This window comes from Clostridium sp. Cult1 (genome assembly GCF_021655095.1).
Classification (GTDB): Bacteria; Bacillota; Clostridia; order Tissierellales; family Tepidimicrobiaceae; genus Schnuerera.
Map to the genome: position 1 here is coordinate 1,420,443 of NZ_PPXW01000001.1, position 16,520 is coordinate 1,436,962.

General features: G+C 32.4%; 14 protein-coding genes. 9 read left to right on the forward strand and 5 right to left on the reverse strand.

Annotation, left to right across the window (positions count from 1 at the left end; all coding sequences use genetic code 11):
• Positions 1–1,245 (reverse strand): MATE family efflux transporter (locus C3E89_RS07035; protein ID WP_236911747.1); only part of this gene is annotated, 1,245 nt, incomplete at its 3' end.
• Between the two features lie 342 nt (positions 1,246–1,587).
• Here C3E89_RS07035 and C3E89_RS07040 point away from each other — a divergent pair.
• Positions 1,588–2,721: a pyridoxal-phosphate-dependent aminotransferase family protein gene (locus C3E89_RS07040; protein WP_236911748.1), complete on the forward strand. Its 1,134-nt coding sequence runs from the start codon at positions 1,588–1,590 to the stop codon at positions 2,719–2,721.
• Between the two features lie 152 nt (positions 2,722–2,873).
• Here the strand turns inward: C3E89_RS07040 and C3E89_RS07045 are convergent, their stop codons facing one another.
• Positions 2,874–3,539: an NAD(P)H-hydrate epimerase gene (locus C3E89_RS07045; protein WP_236911749.1), complete on the reverse strand. Its 666-nt coding sequence runs from the start codon at positions 3,537–3,539 to the stop codon at positions 2,874–2,876.
• A 157-nt stretch (positions 3,540–3,696) separates the two neighbouring features.
• Here C3E89_RS07045 and C3E89_RS07050 point away from each other — a divergent pair, with 157 nt between their 5' ends.
• Positions 3,697–4,965 (forward strand): amidohydrolase family protein, encoded by a 1,269-nt coding sequence (locus C3E89_RS07050; RefSeq protein WP_236911750.1) that lies wholly within the window; start codon positions 3,697–3,699, stop codon positions 4,963–4,965.
• Positions 4,966–5,325: 360 nt separating this feature from the next.
• Here C3E89_RS07050 and C3E89_RS07055 read toward each other — a convergent pair whose 3' ends face one another.
• A complete protein-coding gene (locus tag C3E89_RS07055) occupies positions 5,326–5,907 on the reverse strand; it encodes a TetR/AcrR family transcriptional regulator (RefSeq protein WP_005586843.1) in 582 nt (193 codons plus the stop codon).
• A 113-nt stretch (positions 5,908–6,020) separates the two neighbouring features.
• On the opposite strand from C3E89_RS07055, the gene C3E89_RS07060 reads away from it, so the two are divergent.
• Genes C3E89_RS07060 through C3E89_RS13510 form a run of 4 tightly spaced genes read left to right on the forward strand, consistent with a single transcriptional unit; the run spans position 6,021 to position 10,154 of the window.
• Positions 6,021–8,282 (forward strand): FAD-dependent oxidoreductase, encoded by a 2,262-nt coding sequence (locus C3E89_RS07060; RefSeq protein WP_236911751.1) that lies wholly within the window; start codon positions 6,021–6,023, stop codon positions 8,280–8,282.
• A gap of 11 nt (positions 8,283–8,293) precedes the next feature.
• On the forward strand, positions 8,294–9,583 hold the full coding sequence (locus C3E89_RS07065) for an aconitase X (protein WP_236911752.1): 1,290 nt from the start codon (positions 8,294–8,296) through the stop codon (positions 9,581–9,583).
• The gene (locus C3E89_RS07070; protein ID WP_236911753.1) at positions 9,584–10,042 is read left to right on the forward strand and encodes an aconitase X swivel domain-containing protein; all 459 of its coding nucleotides are present in this window, start codon (positions 9,584–9,586) and stop codon (positions 10,040–10,042) included.
• Positions 10,043–10,052: 10 nt separating this feature from the next.
• A complete protein-coding gene (locus tag C3E89_RS13510; RefSeq protein ID WP_236913446.1) occupies positions 10,053–10,154 on the forward strand; it encodes a DUF5058 family protein in 102 nt (33 codons plus the stop codon).
• Between the two features lie 168 nt (positions 10,155–10,322).
• On the opposite strand, the gene C3E89_RS07080 is transcribed toward C3E89_RS13510, so the two are convergent.
• Positions 10,323–10,901: a LysM peptidoglycan-binding domain-containing protein gene (locus tag C3E89_RS07080; protein ID WP_236911754.1), complete on the reverse strand. Its 579-nt coding sequence runs from the start codon at positions 10,899–10,901 to the stop codon at positions 10,323–10,325.
• Positions 10,902–10,993: 92 nt separating this feature from the next.
• Here C3E89_RS07080 and C3E89_RS07085 point away from each other — a divergent pair, with 92 nt between their 5' ends.
• The 3 genes from C3E89_RS07085 to C3E89_RS07095 all read left to right on the forward strand — a co-directional run bounded on the left by C3E89_RS07085 (position 10,994) and on the right by C3E89_RS07095 (position 15,283).
• Positions 10,994–11,131: a hypothetical protein gene (locus C3E89_RS07085; protein WP_236911755.1), complete on the forward strand. Its 138-nt coding sequence runs from the start codon at positions 10,994–10,996 to the stop codon at positions 11,129–11,131.
• An 83-nt stretch (positions 11,132–11,214) separates the two neighbouring features.
• Complete coding sequence (locus C3E89_RS07090) at positions 11,215–12,594, forward strand: tryptophanase (RefSeq protein WP_236911756.1); 1,380 nt, start codon at positions 11,215–11,217, stop codon at positions 12,592–12,594.
• A 214-nt stretch (positions 12,595–12,808) separates the two neighbouring features.
• A complete protein-coding gene (locus tag C3E89_RS07095) occupies positions 12,809–15,283 on the forward strand; it encodes an ABC transporter substrate-binding protein (protein WP_236911757.1) in 2,475 nt (824 codons plus the stop codon).
• An 83-nt stretch (positions 15,284–15,366) separates the two neighbouring features.
• On the opposite strand, the gene C3E89_RS07100 is transcribed toward C3E89_RS07095, so the two are convergent.
• Complete coding sequence (locus C3E89_RS07100; RefSeq protein WP_236911758.1) at positions 15,367–16,419, reverse strand: winged helix-turn-helix domain-containing protein; 1,053 nt, start codon at positions 16,417–16,419, stop codon at positions 15,367–15,369.
• Between the last annotated feature and the right edge of the window lie 101 nt (positions 16,420–16,520).

A 16,520-nucleotide genomic window follows, 5' to 3' on the forward strand; every position in this document is an offset into this window, starting at 1 on the left:
TAAATAAGCAAGACCATAGGCAACAGGTACACGGATGACAACTGTGGTAATCAGTGAAATCCACATAGGAGTAATAGTATCACCTGCACCACGCATAACCCCAGACAAACATTGGGTTATAGCCATTGCAATATAGCCTGCTGCAAGAATTCTCATCATATGCATACTTAGGTCAACCAATTCTTTTGTATTGGTAAAAACGCCCATAAGATGTTTGCCAAAGATTAAGATCAATATCGTTATAGTAGTAGAAACTCCAACAGCAATTTTAATGCCATCTTTAGTCCCCTTTTCAACTCTATCATATTTTTTAGCTCCTACATTTTGTCCAGTATAGGTGGTCATTGCACTTCCAAAAGAAAAGTTTGGCATCATAGCAAATCCGTCTACACGCATGATAATCACATTTGCAGCTATAACCATTTCTCCAAAACTATTAGTTAGAGATTGTACAACAATCATTGCAAGGGAAAATATTGCCTGTGTTAAACCTGAAGGTAATCCTAGTTTTATAAGTTTAATTGAATATTCTTTTTTTAGTTTCAGCATTTCTAAGTTTAAAGTGAAACTACTTTTCATATTCATTAATTTAATAACACAAAGTATTGCTGATATTGATTGTGCTATAACAGTTGCCAAGGCAACGCCTGGAACTCCCATATTAAATCTTGCAACAAATAAAATATCTAATCCTACATTTAAAGCTGTAGAGATAAGTAAAAAAACAAGTGCCGATATAGAATCTCCTAGGCCTCTTAAAACACCAGCTAAAATATTATAATAAGCAAGGCCGGCAATACCAACGAAAAAAATAACTAGATAATCTGTAGACCAGTTTATAATAGAGTTTGGAGTATTGAGAAAAAATAGTAATGGACGAGTAACAATTGGTCCGATAATCATTATAATTGCTGATGAAATAGCAGTTAATGTTATACATGTACCAATGGTACGGGAAAGTTTTTCTCTTTCTTTAGCTCCAAAGTATTGGGATACCATTATACCAGCACCTACAGAAATTCCAACAAATAATACTAATAAAAGGTTTAATATGGGGGATGCACTACCAACTGCAGCAAGTGCATTATCACCTATATATTTACCAACAATAATTGAGTCAGCAGTATTATAAAACTGTTGAGCAATATTGCCAATCAACATGGGTATTGCAAATTCAATAATACGTTTCCAAGGTGGACCTTCAGTTAAATCCTTGGCAGCAAATAATTCTTTAAATTTTGCCATATTCATTCCCCCTAATCAAATCTAATAATTGAAAATTCAAGCAAAGCCATATCTATATATTGTAATCTTTAATAAGAAATTAATCAAGATAAATTTTATCCGGTACAAGCTGGATTTTCAATGAAATATATTAGAATGGAAATTTGGTAAACTATTTCGAAGCTATGTATTTACAATGTGATACACCAAATGAATATGGTTCTTGATTCAAGGTTAAAATATGAAAGATCCATAGATTAAAATCTTATTGACATACCAAAACTGTAATGATACTATAGATACAAGAACGATACACTTGCAAACCAAACCGATACAGTAAATAAAGCGGGGGGGGGAATTGTTTTGAAAAGACCTTTGATTATGACTCCGGGGCCAACGGAAGTCCATGAAGATGTGAGAAATTCCATGGCTCAGGATATTACCAATCCAGATTTAGATTTTAATTTCTATGAGTATTACGGGGAAACCTGTAATAAGTTGAAAAAACTTTTAAATACAAAGGAAGATGTACTTATATTAAACGGTGAGGGCATATTAGGTTTAGAAGCTGCCTGTGCATCTTTAATAGAATCAGGAGATAGGATACTTTGCATAGATAATGGAATATTTGGAAAAGGTTTTGGAGATTTTGCTAAAATATATGGAGGAGAGGTTATATATTTTAAAGGTGATTATAGAAAACCTATTGATTTAGAAGAACTAAAGCTTTTCCTAGAAAAAGATAGTGATTTTAAACTAGCTACTTTAGTTCATTGTGAAACGCCTTCTGGGATTACCAATCCGGTGGATAAGATCTGCCCTTTATTAAAGGAATATGGAATAATATCTGTAGTAGATTCTGTTTCGGGTGTTGGTGGAGAGCCTTTGGAGGTTGATAATTGGCAAATAGATATAGTCCTAGGCGGAAGTCAAAAATGTCTATCAGCTTCTCCAGGATTAACTTTTTTAAGTGTTAGTAAAGAAGCCTGGAATATTATACTCAATAGGAAAACTCCTATTAAATCCTTCTATTGTAATTTGGCTTTGTGGAAAAACTGGTATAATGAAAAATGGTTTCCCTATACTCAGCCTATAAGTGATATATATGGTTTGAATTGTGCAGTAGATAGGATACTGGAGAAAGGGGACTATATAGAAAGGCATAAGATAATAGGAATTGCAGTTAGAAAAGCTATAGTTAAATCAGGATTAGAGCTTTATCCTATAGATGGGTACTCAAGCACTGTTACTACAGTATTAATACCGAAAGGAATTACATTTGATAAGATATTTAATCATATGGTTGGAGAGCACAATATAATGATAGCAGGAGCTTTCGATTATTTAAAGGATAGGGTTATTAGAATAGGCCATATGGGTGAGAATTGTTACGAGGAAAAGATATATCTAACGTTGAAAGCATTGGATGAAACGTTTAAGAACTATGGAATCAATATAAATGGAAGTATACATAAATATTTTGTTGAGGTTATGTAGAAAAATATAATATATTTTTCATATATTTCATATATATTATAGGATATAAAATGGTAGTGAAAATGATGAATAAAAGGGACTTTATCACAACTAATAGTTTAGTTATGATAAAGTCCCTTTCTTTATTTAAAGTAATTTTATTGTTTAGAAGCCTACTCTACTCCTAATACTATTTTAGTAGCTTTATCTGGAATCCCAATATCCTCAACTATTACATCTCCAGTATATTCTTTACTATTTATTAGGCCCTTTTTCATATGGTGGAAGGTTATTGTTTTATTGGCTTTCACAGAAATTCCCAAGATTTGTCCCGTATCCCCATCTAATCCTGATGGAATGTCAACGGATAGTACGTTTTTTGAATATTTATTTATAATATCAATGGTTTTTCTGAACAAACCTTCAACTTCTCTTGTTAGGCCAATTCCAAAGATAGAGTCTATAGCTAATTCACTAATATTTAAGGAGTATTTTAGCTTATTCAGGTCTTCATCTTTGGTTATATGAGTGAAGTTTATGCCTAAATTACTAAGTATATTTAGATTAATATCAAAATCTTTGGTCTTCTTATCTAAATTCCCAATTATGAACAAATCTACTGTCTTGCCCTCTAAAATCAGATGACGGGCTATAGCCAGTCCATCTCCACCATTATTTCCAACTCCACAAACAATGGTAAAGGAATCTATCTTGTCTAAATCTATATTTTTTAATACTTTCAATGCTGCATTTTCCATAAGTATAATGCTAGGAATACCTATATTATTGATTGCATAGCTATCCATGGATTTCATATCTTTACAGCTTATTATTAACATAAAATCTACCTCCAGTTTTCAATATGATTTTAATTATTTATATCTCCTATACTATAGGATATCACTAGTAATTTTAATATAAAGAAGGAAAATTTATTTTTTTATAGAATATTTATAGTATAACAGGGGGTTCTAAGGTGAAATAAGGGGGTCAAAAATGTATAAGGAGTATAATAATTTTAAAAAAGTTGGATTTATGAGTTTAGTAATTATTTGTATTTTTTTAATTGTTAGTTGTAGTAATTCAGATGATGGTTTTTCGTCAATCGTTTTTAGAAATGTAAATATTATACCTATGAATACTGAAACTATATTGTATGACTATAACCTAGTGATTAAAGATGGAAAGATAGTAAAGTTGGGAAAATCATGGAAAACAAAAGTGCCTAAAAATGCAACAATTATTGATGGTAAAGATAAATATCTTTTACCAGGTTTAGCTGATATGCATGTTCATTTGTGGTTAGAAGATGAACTCATACTGTATTTGGCTAATGGAGTTACTACTATAAGAGATATGTTTGGTAACTTTAGTAAATTGTCTTTAAGGGATAAAGTTGAACAGAGGGAAATTTTAGGACCACGTTTATATATATCTAGCCCTATAATAGATGGAGAACCACCAATATGGCCAGGGTCAACTATTGTAACGAATTCGGAGGATGCAGTTAAATGGGTTAGTAAGTATAAAGAAATGGGTTATGATTTCATCAAAATATATGAAATGTTAACGATGGATGTTTATGATTCAATTATTAATGCAGCTGAAAAAGAAAATATCCCTGTAGTAGGTCATGTACCAGTATCGGTTGGCATAGAAAAAGCATTACAATCAGGTCAAAAGTCTATAGAACATTTAAGCAAGTATGATTTTATTGATACCTTATATGATATGACAATAGAAAACAATGTATGGAACTGTCCAACAATAGTAGTTTATGAAAATCAAAATAGGGCTTTGGCTAATAAAGAATTAGAGGGAGTTGAATATATTAGTCCATTGTCACTGGCATATTGGAAAGATAGCCTGGTATCTAATCCAATACAAACTAAAGGACTAAAATATATAACTAAAAGATTACATGATGAGGGAGGCAAGATTTTACTGGGAACAGATGCTAATAATCCATTTATAGTACCAGGGTTTTCAATTCATGATGAGCTATATAATTTTGTCAATGCAGGGCTAACTCCATATGAAGCTATAAGAACAGGAACCTATAATGCAGCTGAATTCTTAGATATTTTAGATGAATCTGGTACTGTTGAGAAAGGGAAAAATGCTGATTTAATCTTATTAGATGGAAATCCATTAGAAGATATAACCAATATTAAAAAGTTAGAAGGAGTTATGGTAAGAGGAAAATGGATTAGTAAAGACGAAATAGATGAGATGCTAAAGACTTTAGCAGAAAAATATGAATAGGAAAGAATAAATAGTTTGTCTGTAAACAAAACATCTTCCTGATATCTATAGGACAAAAGACCTATTTGCGGTATACTATAGGATATATATGTTATAAGGAAGGTGCTAATATGCCTGTATCAAAATCAATAGGGGATGAAATTATTAAAAAATTTGCCTTAAAGAATTAATTATGGTTGCAGATGATAGAATGTATAATTTCAAAGGTAAATATAAAAAAACAGTTTGAATTCGGTGAACTTCTACGAATTTAAACTGTTTTTAATTATGGAGTTAAGACAAATAACTATATAATTTCTATTAATATTTTTAGCCAGTCCAAAGGAGGAAATATGAGCAATATAAAAAGATAGAATATGTTTATTCCTTAGCTCCCTTAAATAGGTAAAATAATTGATCTATTTCATAGGATGTTTGCTCTACTAGATTTATATTGTTTGGATTCATACACCAATGTATTAGGTTTCCACGAATATGTTTTATGAAATAGTTTGTCAGATAGTCCCTTGTATATTTAGATGAAAACTCTCCTTTTTCAATAGCAAGACCTACAAATTTATCAACAGCTCTATAGTAAGTTCTTTTTTCATTTATAGCATTTTTTGATGGTGATGAAAGTATTGTCCTATAGTATTCTACTACAAGCTGATGTGGAAAACTAGACACGAATATTATCTGGTCCATTAATATTTTTTTTAATGATATTAAAGGTTGTGCAGGGTCGTATTGATCTAATTTAGAATAAAGATTGTAATCATATATTAAAAAGGAGTCTTCCATCATCTTTTCTTTGGAGGAAAAATGGTGGTAAAATGCTCCTACGGATATACCTGCCTCTTTGCATATATCCCTTATGGTTAAATTATCAAGTCCTTTTTCTACGGCCAATCTTCTAGCAACTTCCAATATTTTTTCTTTAGTAGAATGTATTTCCTTAAACATTAGTACTATCCCCTTTAAATTGTCTTAAAAAATATTATACCATTGATTACCATAAATTACTATGATATAATATTAACAAATAAACCGAACAATGTTCGGGTAGGAGGGATATAATGGTAACTGATAAATTGATTACAGAATTAGTAGACAGCTATGGTAATTGGTTTCAGGATGAATCTTTTCTAAAATCAGGGAAGATGACAAAAGATTTATATCCATATACGGCAATATTCGAACCAATTCAAATTAACAAAATTATTATTAAAAATCGTCTTGTTATGGCGCCTATGGGTAATATTTCTATGAGTGATGAAACTGGAAGGCCAAAGGATCAGATGATCCAGTATTTTGTAGAACGTGCTAAAGGTGGCGTTGGACTTATTACTACTGGACTTGTGCCTATTAGTCAGGGTGTGGATCCAACTGTTGTAGAACCTGACGGACTTAGTTACTTTCCAAGAATAGACCGCTCCAGATCCATATTCGCGGGTTGGAGGGATTTAGCTGCCGGAGTACATAATTATGGTGCTAAAATATTTATTCAGCTAACTCCAGGACTTGGACGAGTTGGTAACCCTCAATGTTTACTTACCTTAAAGAAACTTCCAAAATCAGCATCTTGGAATCCTAATTTTTACATTCCACAAATTCCTAGTTCACCTCTAAGCAATAGACAACTAAAAAAAATAATCAAGAATGCAGGACAAGCAGCTGCTGATTCAAAAGCGGCAAATATCGATGGAGTATATCTACATGGTCATGAAGGGTATCTATTGGAGCAATTGACCAATCCAGCGTTTAATAGAAGAAAAATTGGTAGATATTCTGATTGGCAAGCTTTTGGTTTAGATATAGTAAGAGAAATAAGAAAGCGTGTAGGACCTGATTATCCAATAATGTATAGAATAGATTTAAGTTTAGCATTAAATGAAACTTACGGAGAAAAGATGAATAATAAATCTCTAAGAAAGTTTAAAAATGGTAGAACTATTGATATGACTTTAGATTATATGGAGAATTTAGTAAAAGAAGGAGTAGATATTTTTGATGTTGATTTAGGTTGTTATGATAATTGGTGGTTGCCTCATCCACCGGCAGGAATGCCACCAGGATGCTTTCTTGAAGTATCAAAGTTAGTTAAAGATTATTTTAAAGAAAATAAAATTCTTTCCAATGCAGGTAAAGAAGTGCCTGTAGTCGCAGTTGGAAAACTTGGATATCCGGATTTAGCAGAAAAAGCTATTAGAGGTGAAGAATGCGATATGGTAATGTTAGGAAGACCCTTATTAGCAGACCCCTATTGGCCAACAAAGGTTTATAAAGGAGAAGTGGAGGATATTATACCATGTATTGGTTGTCAGGAAGGCTGCATAAATGAGTTTGTAGAAGGTGGACACCCTCAATGTGCTGTAAATCCTAGGACAAGTTTTGAATATCAGATGTCTTTGGAACTACCAAAGGCTGAAGATGTAAAAAGAATTGGAGTAGTAGGAGCCGGCCCTGCAGGTGTAGTTGCATCTACAATATTGGCTAGAAGAGGTCATAATGTTACTTTAATTGAAAAGACTAATCGAATTGGGGGCAAATTAATACCAGGAGGAATACCAAAGATTAAGTTTGATGTAAGTAATTATAGGGATTATTTAGAAAGACAGGTTCACAAGGCTATGGAATTAGATAATTTTGAGTATCTTCCAAATACTGAAGCTACTCTATCATGGCTTAAGGAAAAGAATTTTGATGCAATTATATTTGCTATTGGAGCCAATGAAATAATACCTAATTTCGAGAATATGGACAAGGCTAATGTTATAGAGGCTACTGAACTACTCCAAAATCCTTCATTAATAGGGGATAATAAATCTGCAGTTGTGATAGGTGGAGGAGTAGTAGGATGTGAAACAGCCTATTGGCTAAGGTATGAATATGGGCTAGAAGTAACTGTGGTTGAAATGGACAAGTATTTTATGAATCATGTTTGTACAGCAAATAGAGGGCATTTAATACATTATATGGAACGAGAAAATGTAAAACTTCTCAACTGTACAAAGGTAGTAGGATTTGAAGAAAATGGGGTTAAAGTGATTCAGAATGTATCGGAGACAGTACCTGATCCATATTTAACTTGGCATCCAATATTACCAGAAAATGTGGAAAATCCTCTAGCTCCTAAGATTGAAGTAGAAGAAGAAGAAAAGGTATTAAAGGCTGATTTATTTGTTATGGCAATTGGAAATAGATCTAGAAATCAGATGTTCTTCGATGCACAAAAAGAAAAGATTGCTTCAGAAATTTATAATATAGGAGATAGTTTAAAAAGTGGTAAAGTACTTGAAGCTACAAGAGCAGCTAATGCCCTTGCACGTAGTTTATAAGGGGGGAGACTATGTATAATTATAAGATGAATCTGACTAAGGAAGAACAAAAAATACTTGAGGGGAAAAAAGGAGAAGTTTTAGGAAAGATTATGAAGACTATAGTAATGTATGGTGATACTTTTGGGGCTAGAAAATTAGTCCCTATCACCAGTGAAAATGGACATCTAGTAACTAGTTTTGGTCTTTCCATGATGAAGCCAGTATATAATCTTATGGATGAACTAATTGAAGCTGGTATAGTGTCTAGTCAAAAATTTACAGTAGATCCAAGACCATTGGATTTTGATAATGTACCTTCAGGTTTTCTACAGAAGATGGTTTTCAGGATAATGTATAGTAAACAAGAGGATTATGAGAAACAATTAGAAAATATTGGGCTATTATCAAGGGATGGATTCACATGTACTTGTTATATGGATGAAGTAGGGAATATTCCTAAAAAGGGTGATATACTAAGTTGGGCAGAAAGCTCTGCCGTAGTCTATGCAAATTCAGTCCTTGGTGCAAGATGTAATAGGAATTCAGGTATAATTGAAATGTTTGGAAGTATATTAGGGAAGGTGCCCTATTTTGGACTACTAACAGATGAAGGAAGAAAGGCAAATTGGGTAGTAGAGATTAAAACTAGCAATATTCCAGAAGCCCAAGTGTTAGGTAGTGCTATTGGTATGAAGGTAATGGATAATGTACCCTACATTAAACATTTAGATGAATTTTTAGGAAATGAACTAAATAATACTGTTAAGGATTATTTAAAGGATATGGGAGCTGCCACAGCTAGTAATGGTGCAGTTGGGTTATACCACGTGGAAAATATTACACCTGAAGCTAAGGAGTTAGGAGATAAACTTATAGTGGAAAATCCAAATATCTATGTTATAGATGACGAGGAACTGAACAGAGTAAGGGAAAGCTACCCTATTATGTGGAAACACAAGGAAGCTAAACCTAAACTATGTTTTATAGGATGTCCTCATCTGTCTTTAGAACAGCTATGTAAATGGACTGTAGATATTAAGGATGGGCTTAAGAAAGAAAACCAAAGAAAAGTAACTGTACCTACTGTATTAACGGCCTCTCCTAAAGTTTTAGAAGAATTTAATAAACTACCAGTAGCTAAAGATTTAGGTAGAATAGGAGTAAGTACATCCTATATATGTCCCTTAATGTATATGAACAATCCTCTTTGTGGGAAGATGCCTGTAATTACTAATTCTAACAAACTAAGGACCTATACATCATCTAGATATTATACGGATAGCGAAATAATCCAAGCCATCACTAAGGGGGGAATGTAGATGAAAGAATTTAAAGGTAGGGTAGTAGTGCCAGGAACTGCAAAAGCTCTTGCACTGGTGAGTTATGAAGGCTTTAATACTTTGGCTAGTTTTCAAAAGAGTCTTATGTTTAAGGATAAGGAAGGTACCTGTTCCGATCAAAATAATAAGGATTTATATAAAAAGAAAATGGCAGGAAAAGCTCTTTGTTTACCCCAAACTATAGGGTCTACAACAGGTGGTATGGTATTATACTGTGCAAGTGCATTAGGTATAGTACCTTCATGTCTACTATTTTCTAAACCAATAGATTCATTAGCAGCTGCTGGGGCAATCCTTTCTGATATATGGACAGAGAGTAATCTACCTACAATAGATAATTTAGGTGATGAATTTCTAAACTATGTTAAAGATGATATGACTATAGAGATATTAGATGGCGGCATTGTTAGAGTTGGTGAAAACAATGAAAACATTTGATTCTAATAGTATGTTTCTATTTATTGTGGCAGGTATAATAATATTATTTGTAGTAGCCCAATCTATATTTTTCCTCATAAAAGCATGGAAAAGAGCCGAGGAATTTAACTAAATTAGAAGTTTCCTAGTAATGAAGATAATAACATGCCTGCATCAGAAATATTAGAGTAGTTTATTCAAGTGCCAATAATTCTTTTTAATGAAAATACGTATATATTATTAGAATACTAAAACCCCTAGAATAGATTTGCTCTAGGGGTTTGTTAGAGTCGAGTATTTATTAACGACAACTAACATTGTTGATAAAGCCATCTAAAATAACTGGGGCAGAAACTCCTGTTGTTGAATTGGAAGGGCGAATGACCACTCTGGAATTTGGTGAAATCTGCGCAACTATTGGAATATCTATTCTAGTAGACCAATTAGGTGGAGTTTGAGGTGGTGGGAATAGCTGATTTCCAAATCCTCCTATATCTGGAATGAGTATTTCTCCCACATAGATATCGAAGTTACCAAAAGTTTCTGGTTTTGGTAATGTTGCAGAAATAATTACGGATTGCCCACCTTGAGGGGCAAAATTCACAAAAGCCACACCACCAGTACCAAAAGGCACTCGTACTAAAGACCTTAATACAACACAACAAGGATAATGTATTAGCCCAGGAACGCAAAGTATATCTCCGGGAAATATTAAATTAGGATTAGGAATATGTGGGTTATTTACTACTAATGTTTCTAATCTGACTCTAAACATTTGAGAAATATTAAAGAAAGTATCTCCTGGTTGAACTGTATAACGACCTAAAAATCCAGGAGGACAACTTAATGGAACTCGTGGGATTTGTTGTGCCCTAGACATTATATAACCTCCATTTCATAAATTTCTATTATAAAATAACAACAAGATGAATATAGGAAATCTTATAATATAGTATGAAATAGCAGGTTAAATTGAAACTAGCAGAAGATAGAATTTATATAGATTACACTGCAACCACTGGTTTATATACTTGGCAAAGGCATCATATTCTACTAAATAAATGGCTTGTGGAATTTAAATATAAATTACAGTTAAAAGAAGGAAAATGAAAAGTTTTGAAGAAATATATTAGGAGAATGGCAATAAAAATTAAAGTATAAGGTGGACAATATAAATAAAGGAGGACAGTTTTATGAAATTTAAGTATTATGCTGAGCCATTTAAAATTAAAATGGTGGAACCAATAAAGGTTTTAACGGCAGAAGAAAGGTTGGAGAAGATAAAAGCAGCAAATTACAATTTGTTTTCTCTAGACTCAGAAGATGTATATATTGATTTATTAAGCGATAGTGGTACTGGTGCTATGAGTACAGATCAATGGGCTGGGATGATGACTGGAGATGAAGCTTACTCAGGATCTAAGAATTTTAAAAATTTAGAAAGGACTGCTCAGAATATATTTGGATATAAATATATTCAGCCAGTCCATCAAGGAAGAGCGGCAGAAAAGGTTGTTTTACCAATTTTACTCAGACCAGGAAAGTACGCTATATCTAATATGCATTTTGATACTACTAGGGCTCATGTGGAGATAGCAGGGGCAAGAGCTATAGACTGTGTAGTTCCTGAAGCATTGGATACAGAAGCTTATAGTCCATTTAAGGGAAATATGGATACTGATAGATTAAGAAAACTAATAGAAGAATATGGAGCAGAAAATATTGGAGTCATTATAATGACAATTACTAATAATAGTGCTGGTGGACAGCCTGTATCCATGGAAAACCTTAGAGAAACTTCAAAAATAGCAGATGAATATAATATACCTCTATTAATAGATGCAGCTAGATTTGCAGAAAATGCTTATTTTATAAAGAATAGAGAAGAAGGTTTTGAAGATAAATCCATTAGAGAGATAGTACTTGAGATGTTTAGCTATGGGAAAATATTTACCATGAGTTCGAAGAAAGATGCTATAGTTAACATTGGTGGATTAATAGGTATAAAGAATGATGAAGGATTATATGAAGAAGTTAAGGCAAGGACTATACCTTTTGAAGGTTTTATATCCTATGGTGGATTAGCAGGTAGAGATTTAGAGGCTTTAGCTATAGGTTTAGAGGAGGGAATAGATTATAATTATTTAAAATACAGAATAGGTCAAATGGAGTACTTAGCAGCAAGATTAGATGATGCTAAGATACCTTATCAGTCTCCAGTTGGAGGTCATGCAGTATTCGTAGATGCTAAAAAACTCCTTCCTCATATACCTTATTATGAATTCCCAGGTCAGGCTTTAGCGGTAGAACTGTATAAGGAAGCAGGTATTAGAACTTGTGATATAGGTTCTTTTATGATGGGTAATGATCCGGATACAGGGGAGCAAATCCAGTCACAATTTGAATTTACAAGGCTGGCTATACCTAGAAGAGTATATACTCAATCCCATCTAGATGTTATTGCTGATGCCTTAATTGCTATAAAAGAACGGGCTGATTCCATTTCTGGATATAAAATAGCCTGGGAACCTGAAATACTTAGACATTTTACAGCTAAGTTAATGCCAATATAGTAGGGACTACTTCTAGGGTTTAGGTATACATGGTAGGTCGCTATTATTGATTAACAACCCCACCTCTAAGGGAAGCCTAGGTGGGGTGTAGTTCATAGAATAGAAATAACTTTATTCAAAATACTCTTCTTTTAGCCGATATATATTATGGTATAATTATTATTATATTCAAAATTAAATATTTAACAAAATATACACCGGGAGGTAGTTGACTATGTTTTGGAAGTTAAGAAAGAAGCCAGGGGAAGATAATAAAGAGCTTGAGGAAGTACAGCCCGATAATATTGATATGGATAAAGGGGATGATCGGGATATAGGCAAATTATCATTACTTAAACAAAATGAAGAAAATCTATTAAATAAACTGGATATTAGAGTAGGACATTTAAATGATCAAACGGAGAGTTTAATTAATATTATTGAAGTTATATCTAATAGGGTAAGTGAACAAATGGAGTACATATATGAAGTAGTTGACGAAATAGGCAATTATTCAGCAATGGCCCAGGAGTTAAATGCTAGTTCAGAAACATCTTTTAAAACTGCAGAGGAGACCTTGGATATAGTTGCTGGAGGAAGTGAAGCCGTATACAGTACTATTGAATTTATGGGTGAGATTAGAGAATCTATTACAACTGTAGTAAAGGAAATAAGTGGACTTGAATCCAGTACTAATGAGATAAAAAAAATATTGGAAATTATAAATAATATTGCACAACAGACTAATTTATTAGCCTTAAATGCTACTATAGAAGCTGCTAGGGCGGGGGAAGCTGGCAGAGGTTTTGCTGTTGTTGCAGAAGAAGTGAGAAAATTGGCTGAAAGAAGTACCAAGGCAGTAGGAGATATATCAAATATTGTAGAGAATATTAATTCCAATGTAACTAATACAATTCAAGCTATCGATAAGAGCAATGAAAAGATAATGGAAGGCTCTAATATTGCGGAACAATCAAAGGATTCTTTTAGTAAAATAGAGAACTCAATACAGGATATGATTACAACCATGGGGGAGATTGCCAAGGCAATATCTCAACAAACTGCAAGTTTAGAGTCTGTAGTAGCTTCTACAGATAGTATGAGTAATTCTTCAGATAAAGCAATGTCCATGGTGGAAAGCGCTTTGATGAATGCCCAGTTTACACTAGTTGCATTAAATGAATTAAATGAGTTTATAGAACTTCTAAATAAAATGACTAAGGAATTAATAGATGAAACAGTAGAAACTGAAGGAGAAGAAATTGTTTTAAAAACAGCTCTTACAAGATCTACGTCTACATTGGACCCAGCTATGATGGTTGTTACAGAAAATATAAAATTTCTAAGTAATATTCATTCTGGCTTGTTAACTACAAATAGTTCGGGTGATGTATTGCCATCTATAGCTAAAAGTTGGTATGTTGAAGATGATAATCTTACTTGGGTATTTAATATGAGAACTGATGCTACATTTCATAATGGAAAAAATATTAAAGCCCATCATGTAAAATATTCTTTGGAAAGGTTGTTGTCACCAAAACTAAAATCTCCTAATGCTTGGTTTATAGATTATATTGAAGGTGCAAAGGAGTTTATGGAAGGTAGAGCCAATGAGGTTATTGGCATCAAGGTGCTAGGAGATTATAGGCTATCTATAAAGCTTTCTATACCTTTTAATGGTTTTCTTCTACAACTAGCCCACGGTTGCTGTGCTGTAATGGATCCAGAGGAATTAGAAAGAGGTAATTTTGTTGGTTGTGGCCCCTATAAGATAGAAAGCTATGAGGATAATGTATACAAGTTAGTTGCATATAAAGATTATATAGGAGGAATATCTTACTGTGATATTGTTGAAGTTGTAAATGGTGATAGCAATGCTTTTGAAAATTTCATTGGCAGAAAATATGATTTTTATACAATAGAAGAGAAAGAAGAGCTAGAATCTATCAAGGGTACTAAGTATTATGATAATTTCAAGCCCCAGGATATATTAGGTACCTATTACTTAGGGTTTAAATTAAAAGATAATAATTCCCAATATGCTAAAAAAAGAGTAAGGGAAGCTATTAGTTATGGAATAAACAAGAAGAGAATTATAAATGAAATATATGGAGAGCTGGCCGCAGAGGCTAAATGTATAGTTCCTCCAGAACTAATAGCTTCTGATCATATAAAGGGTTATGAGTATAATCCGAGGAAAGCTATAGGGATTTTAAAGGAAGAAGGAATAGATTTAAGTAGACCTATCAATATACTTTGTAGACAGGAAAATCCCTATGGGTTCTTAAAATATGTAGAAGAAGATTTAAAAGCAATAGGCATAGAAACAAATTATGTAAGAGTGCCAGATAAAGAATATGATAAAGCAAACCTAAATTGGGATTATGATCTATACGCATATGGCTGGTATGCAGATGTAAAAGAACCATCAGCATTTATAAAGCCTTTATTTTTACCTGGAAGCAATACTAATTTAGGTGGTTACGAGAATCAAGAATTAATAGAAACACTCCAAATTGCAACTCAAACTACCAATCCTAATAGAAGGATAGAGTTATATAAGAAAATACAAAGTATAATACATGAAGATATACCTTGCATTCCCTTATTTCATCCGATAAATGGAGTATGCACTCAAGATGAAATTATCAATGCAAATTTGTCTTCTTTAGCAATGTTGAAATATGATCATATTATTAGAGAAAAATAGAATAGAGTTAAGTTTTAAAAACACCTCAAAAGTTATGTAATAGTTAAACTTTTGAGGTGTTTTTAAAACTTATAATGATTCCACTATTCCAGCATATTATGAACTGCTAAATCAATTAAAGTTTTTAGATTTTCTTTATTTGCGGTATAACAATATCTATTGTTAATACTTGGTTCAAAATTAAGTATTCCCAGGTCTAATAAAAGATTTAGATGATAGGAAAGGGTTGCTGTAGATAAATTAAAGTAATCTGCCAATTCTTTATTATACCAGGGACGTTGACTTGTTATTCTAATGATTTCCAATCGCCTTTCATCAGAGAGTACTTTAAATAAGCTCTTGGATTTTTCTAGGTTTATTTTTTTATCAAACCTTTGTTCCATTGTATATCCATATAGTAATACGAATGAATTCCCTACATTGAAATGAAATAAACCTAAATCAAGATAAAAACTAGTGTATATCTTTAGGTCTTTTTTCTTATCTATTAAATTTGAATAATCACCTAATCCAATAGTATTTAGAAATTCTATATTGTTGGATTTGAACAGGGCGTTATGTTCTTGTAATTTCTTTTCCATGAAATTGTATACTTTATCTTCAAAGGGTTTATAGTATAGATCATAAAAGTTTTCAAATATTTTTATGGACTTTTCTTTATATTCTTTCGAATGATTCTTAGTCTGCAGAAAAAACAAAGCAGTTTCTTCGTCAAATTGATCTGTTAATGCTTTTTTTAATACATTGTCTTCACTATCGTATGGAATATCCAATTCATATTCATTATAGGTAAACTTAACTAGCTCCCAATCTTCAATTTTTTTAATATATTCTATTAATTCATAAGGGCTCTTTATATTGTTTTCTATAACCATTTTAATAGAGGCATCCAATAATCGACCTGCTTTTGCAATTATAAGATTTATATCATTTCTTAAGAACGGCGAAATATCATTGTTAATATACTGAAGCCATTTTTTGATTTCTTTGCTTGGAGAAAAGTCATACATATCCCTAGCGGCATCGTTCTTTATTTCTTTATTGGTCAGTATATCGTTATGGGAACGATTTGCCACATATTTATATAAAGCACAGATGAATTCTATGGATTTATTATATTCAATATTGTAGTTCAAAGAAATACCCCCTAGTATAATAATGTCATAGTCAATAAAGACTATGCAGTTAAAACTTTTCTAAAAATCTCATTTCTTTATTCAGTAACTGAAGAAGATAT

Excerpts from the sequence above, each read along its gene's own strand:
- C3E89_RS07045 (WP_236911749.1), bottom strand. The coding sequence starts at position 3,539 with ATGTTAATAATAAGCTGTAAAGATATGAAATCCATGGATAGCTATGCA.
- C3E89_RS07050 (WP_236911750.1), top strand. The coding sequence starts at position 3,697 with ATGTATAAGGAGTATAATAATTTTAAAAAAGTTGGATTTATGAGTTTA.
- C3E89_RS07055 (WP_005586843.1), bottom strand. The coding sequence starts at position 5,907 with ATGTTTAAGGAAATACATTCTACTAAAGAAAAAATATTGGAAGTTGCT.
- C3E89_RS07060 (WP_236911751.1), top strand. The coding sequence starts at position 6,021 with ATGGTAACTGATAAATTGATTACAGAATTAGTAGACAGCTATGGTAAT.
- C3E89_RS07065 (WP_236911752.1), top strand. The coding sequence starts at position 8,294 with ATGTATAATTATAAGATGAATCTGACTAAGGAAGAACAAAAAATACTT.
- C3E89_RS07070 (WP_236911753.1), top strand. The coding sequence starts at position 9,584 with ATGAAAGAATTTAAAGGTAGGGTAGTAGTGCCAGGAACTGCAAAAGCT.
- C3E89_RS13510 (WP_236913446.1), top strand. The coding sequence starts at position 10,053 with ATGTTTCTATTTATTGTGGCAGGTATAATAATATTATTTGTAGTAGCC.
- C3E89_RS07080 (WP_236911754.1), bottom strand. The coding sequence starts at position 10,901 with ATGTCTAGGGCACAACAAATCCCACGAGTTCCATTAAGTTGTCCTCCT.
- C3E89_RS07090 (WP_236911756.1), top strand. The coding sequence starts at position 11,215 with ATGAAATTTAAGTATTATGCTGAGCCATTTAAAATTAAAATGGTGGAA.
- C3E89_RS07095 (WP_236911757.1), top strand. The coding sequence starts at position 12,809 with ATGTTTTGGAAGTTAAGAAAGAAGCCAGGGGAAGATAATAAAGAGCTT.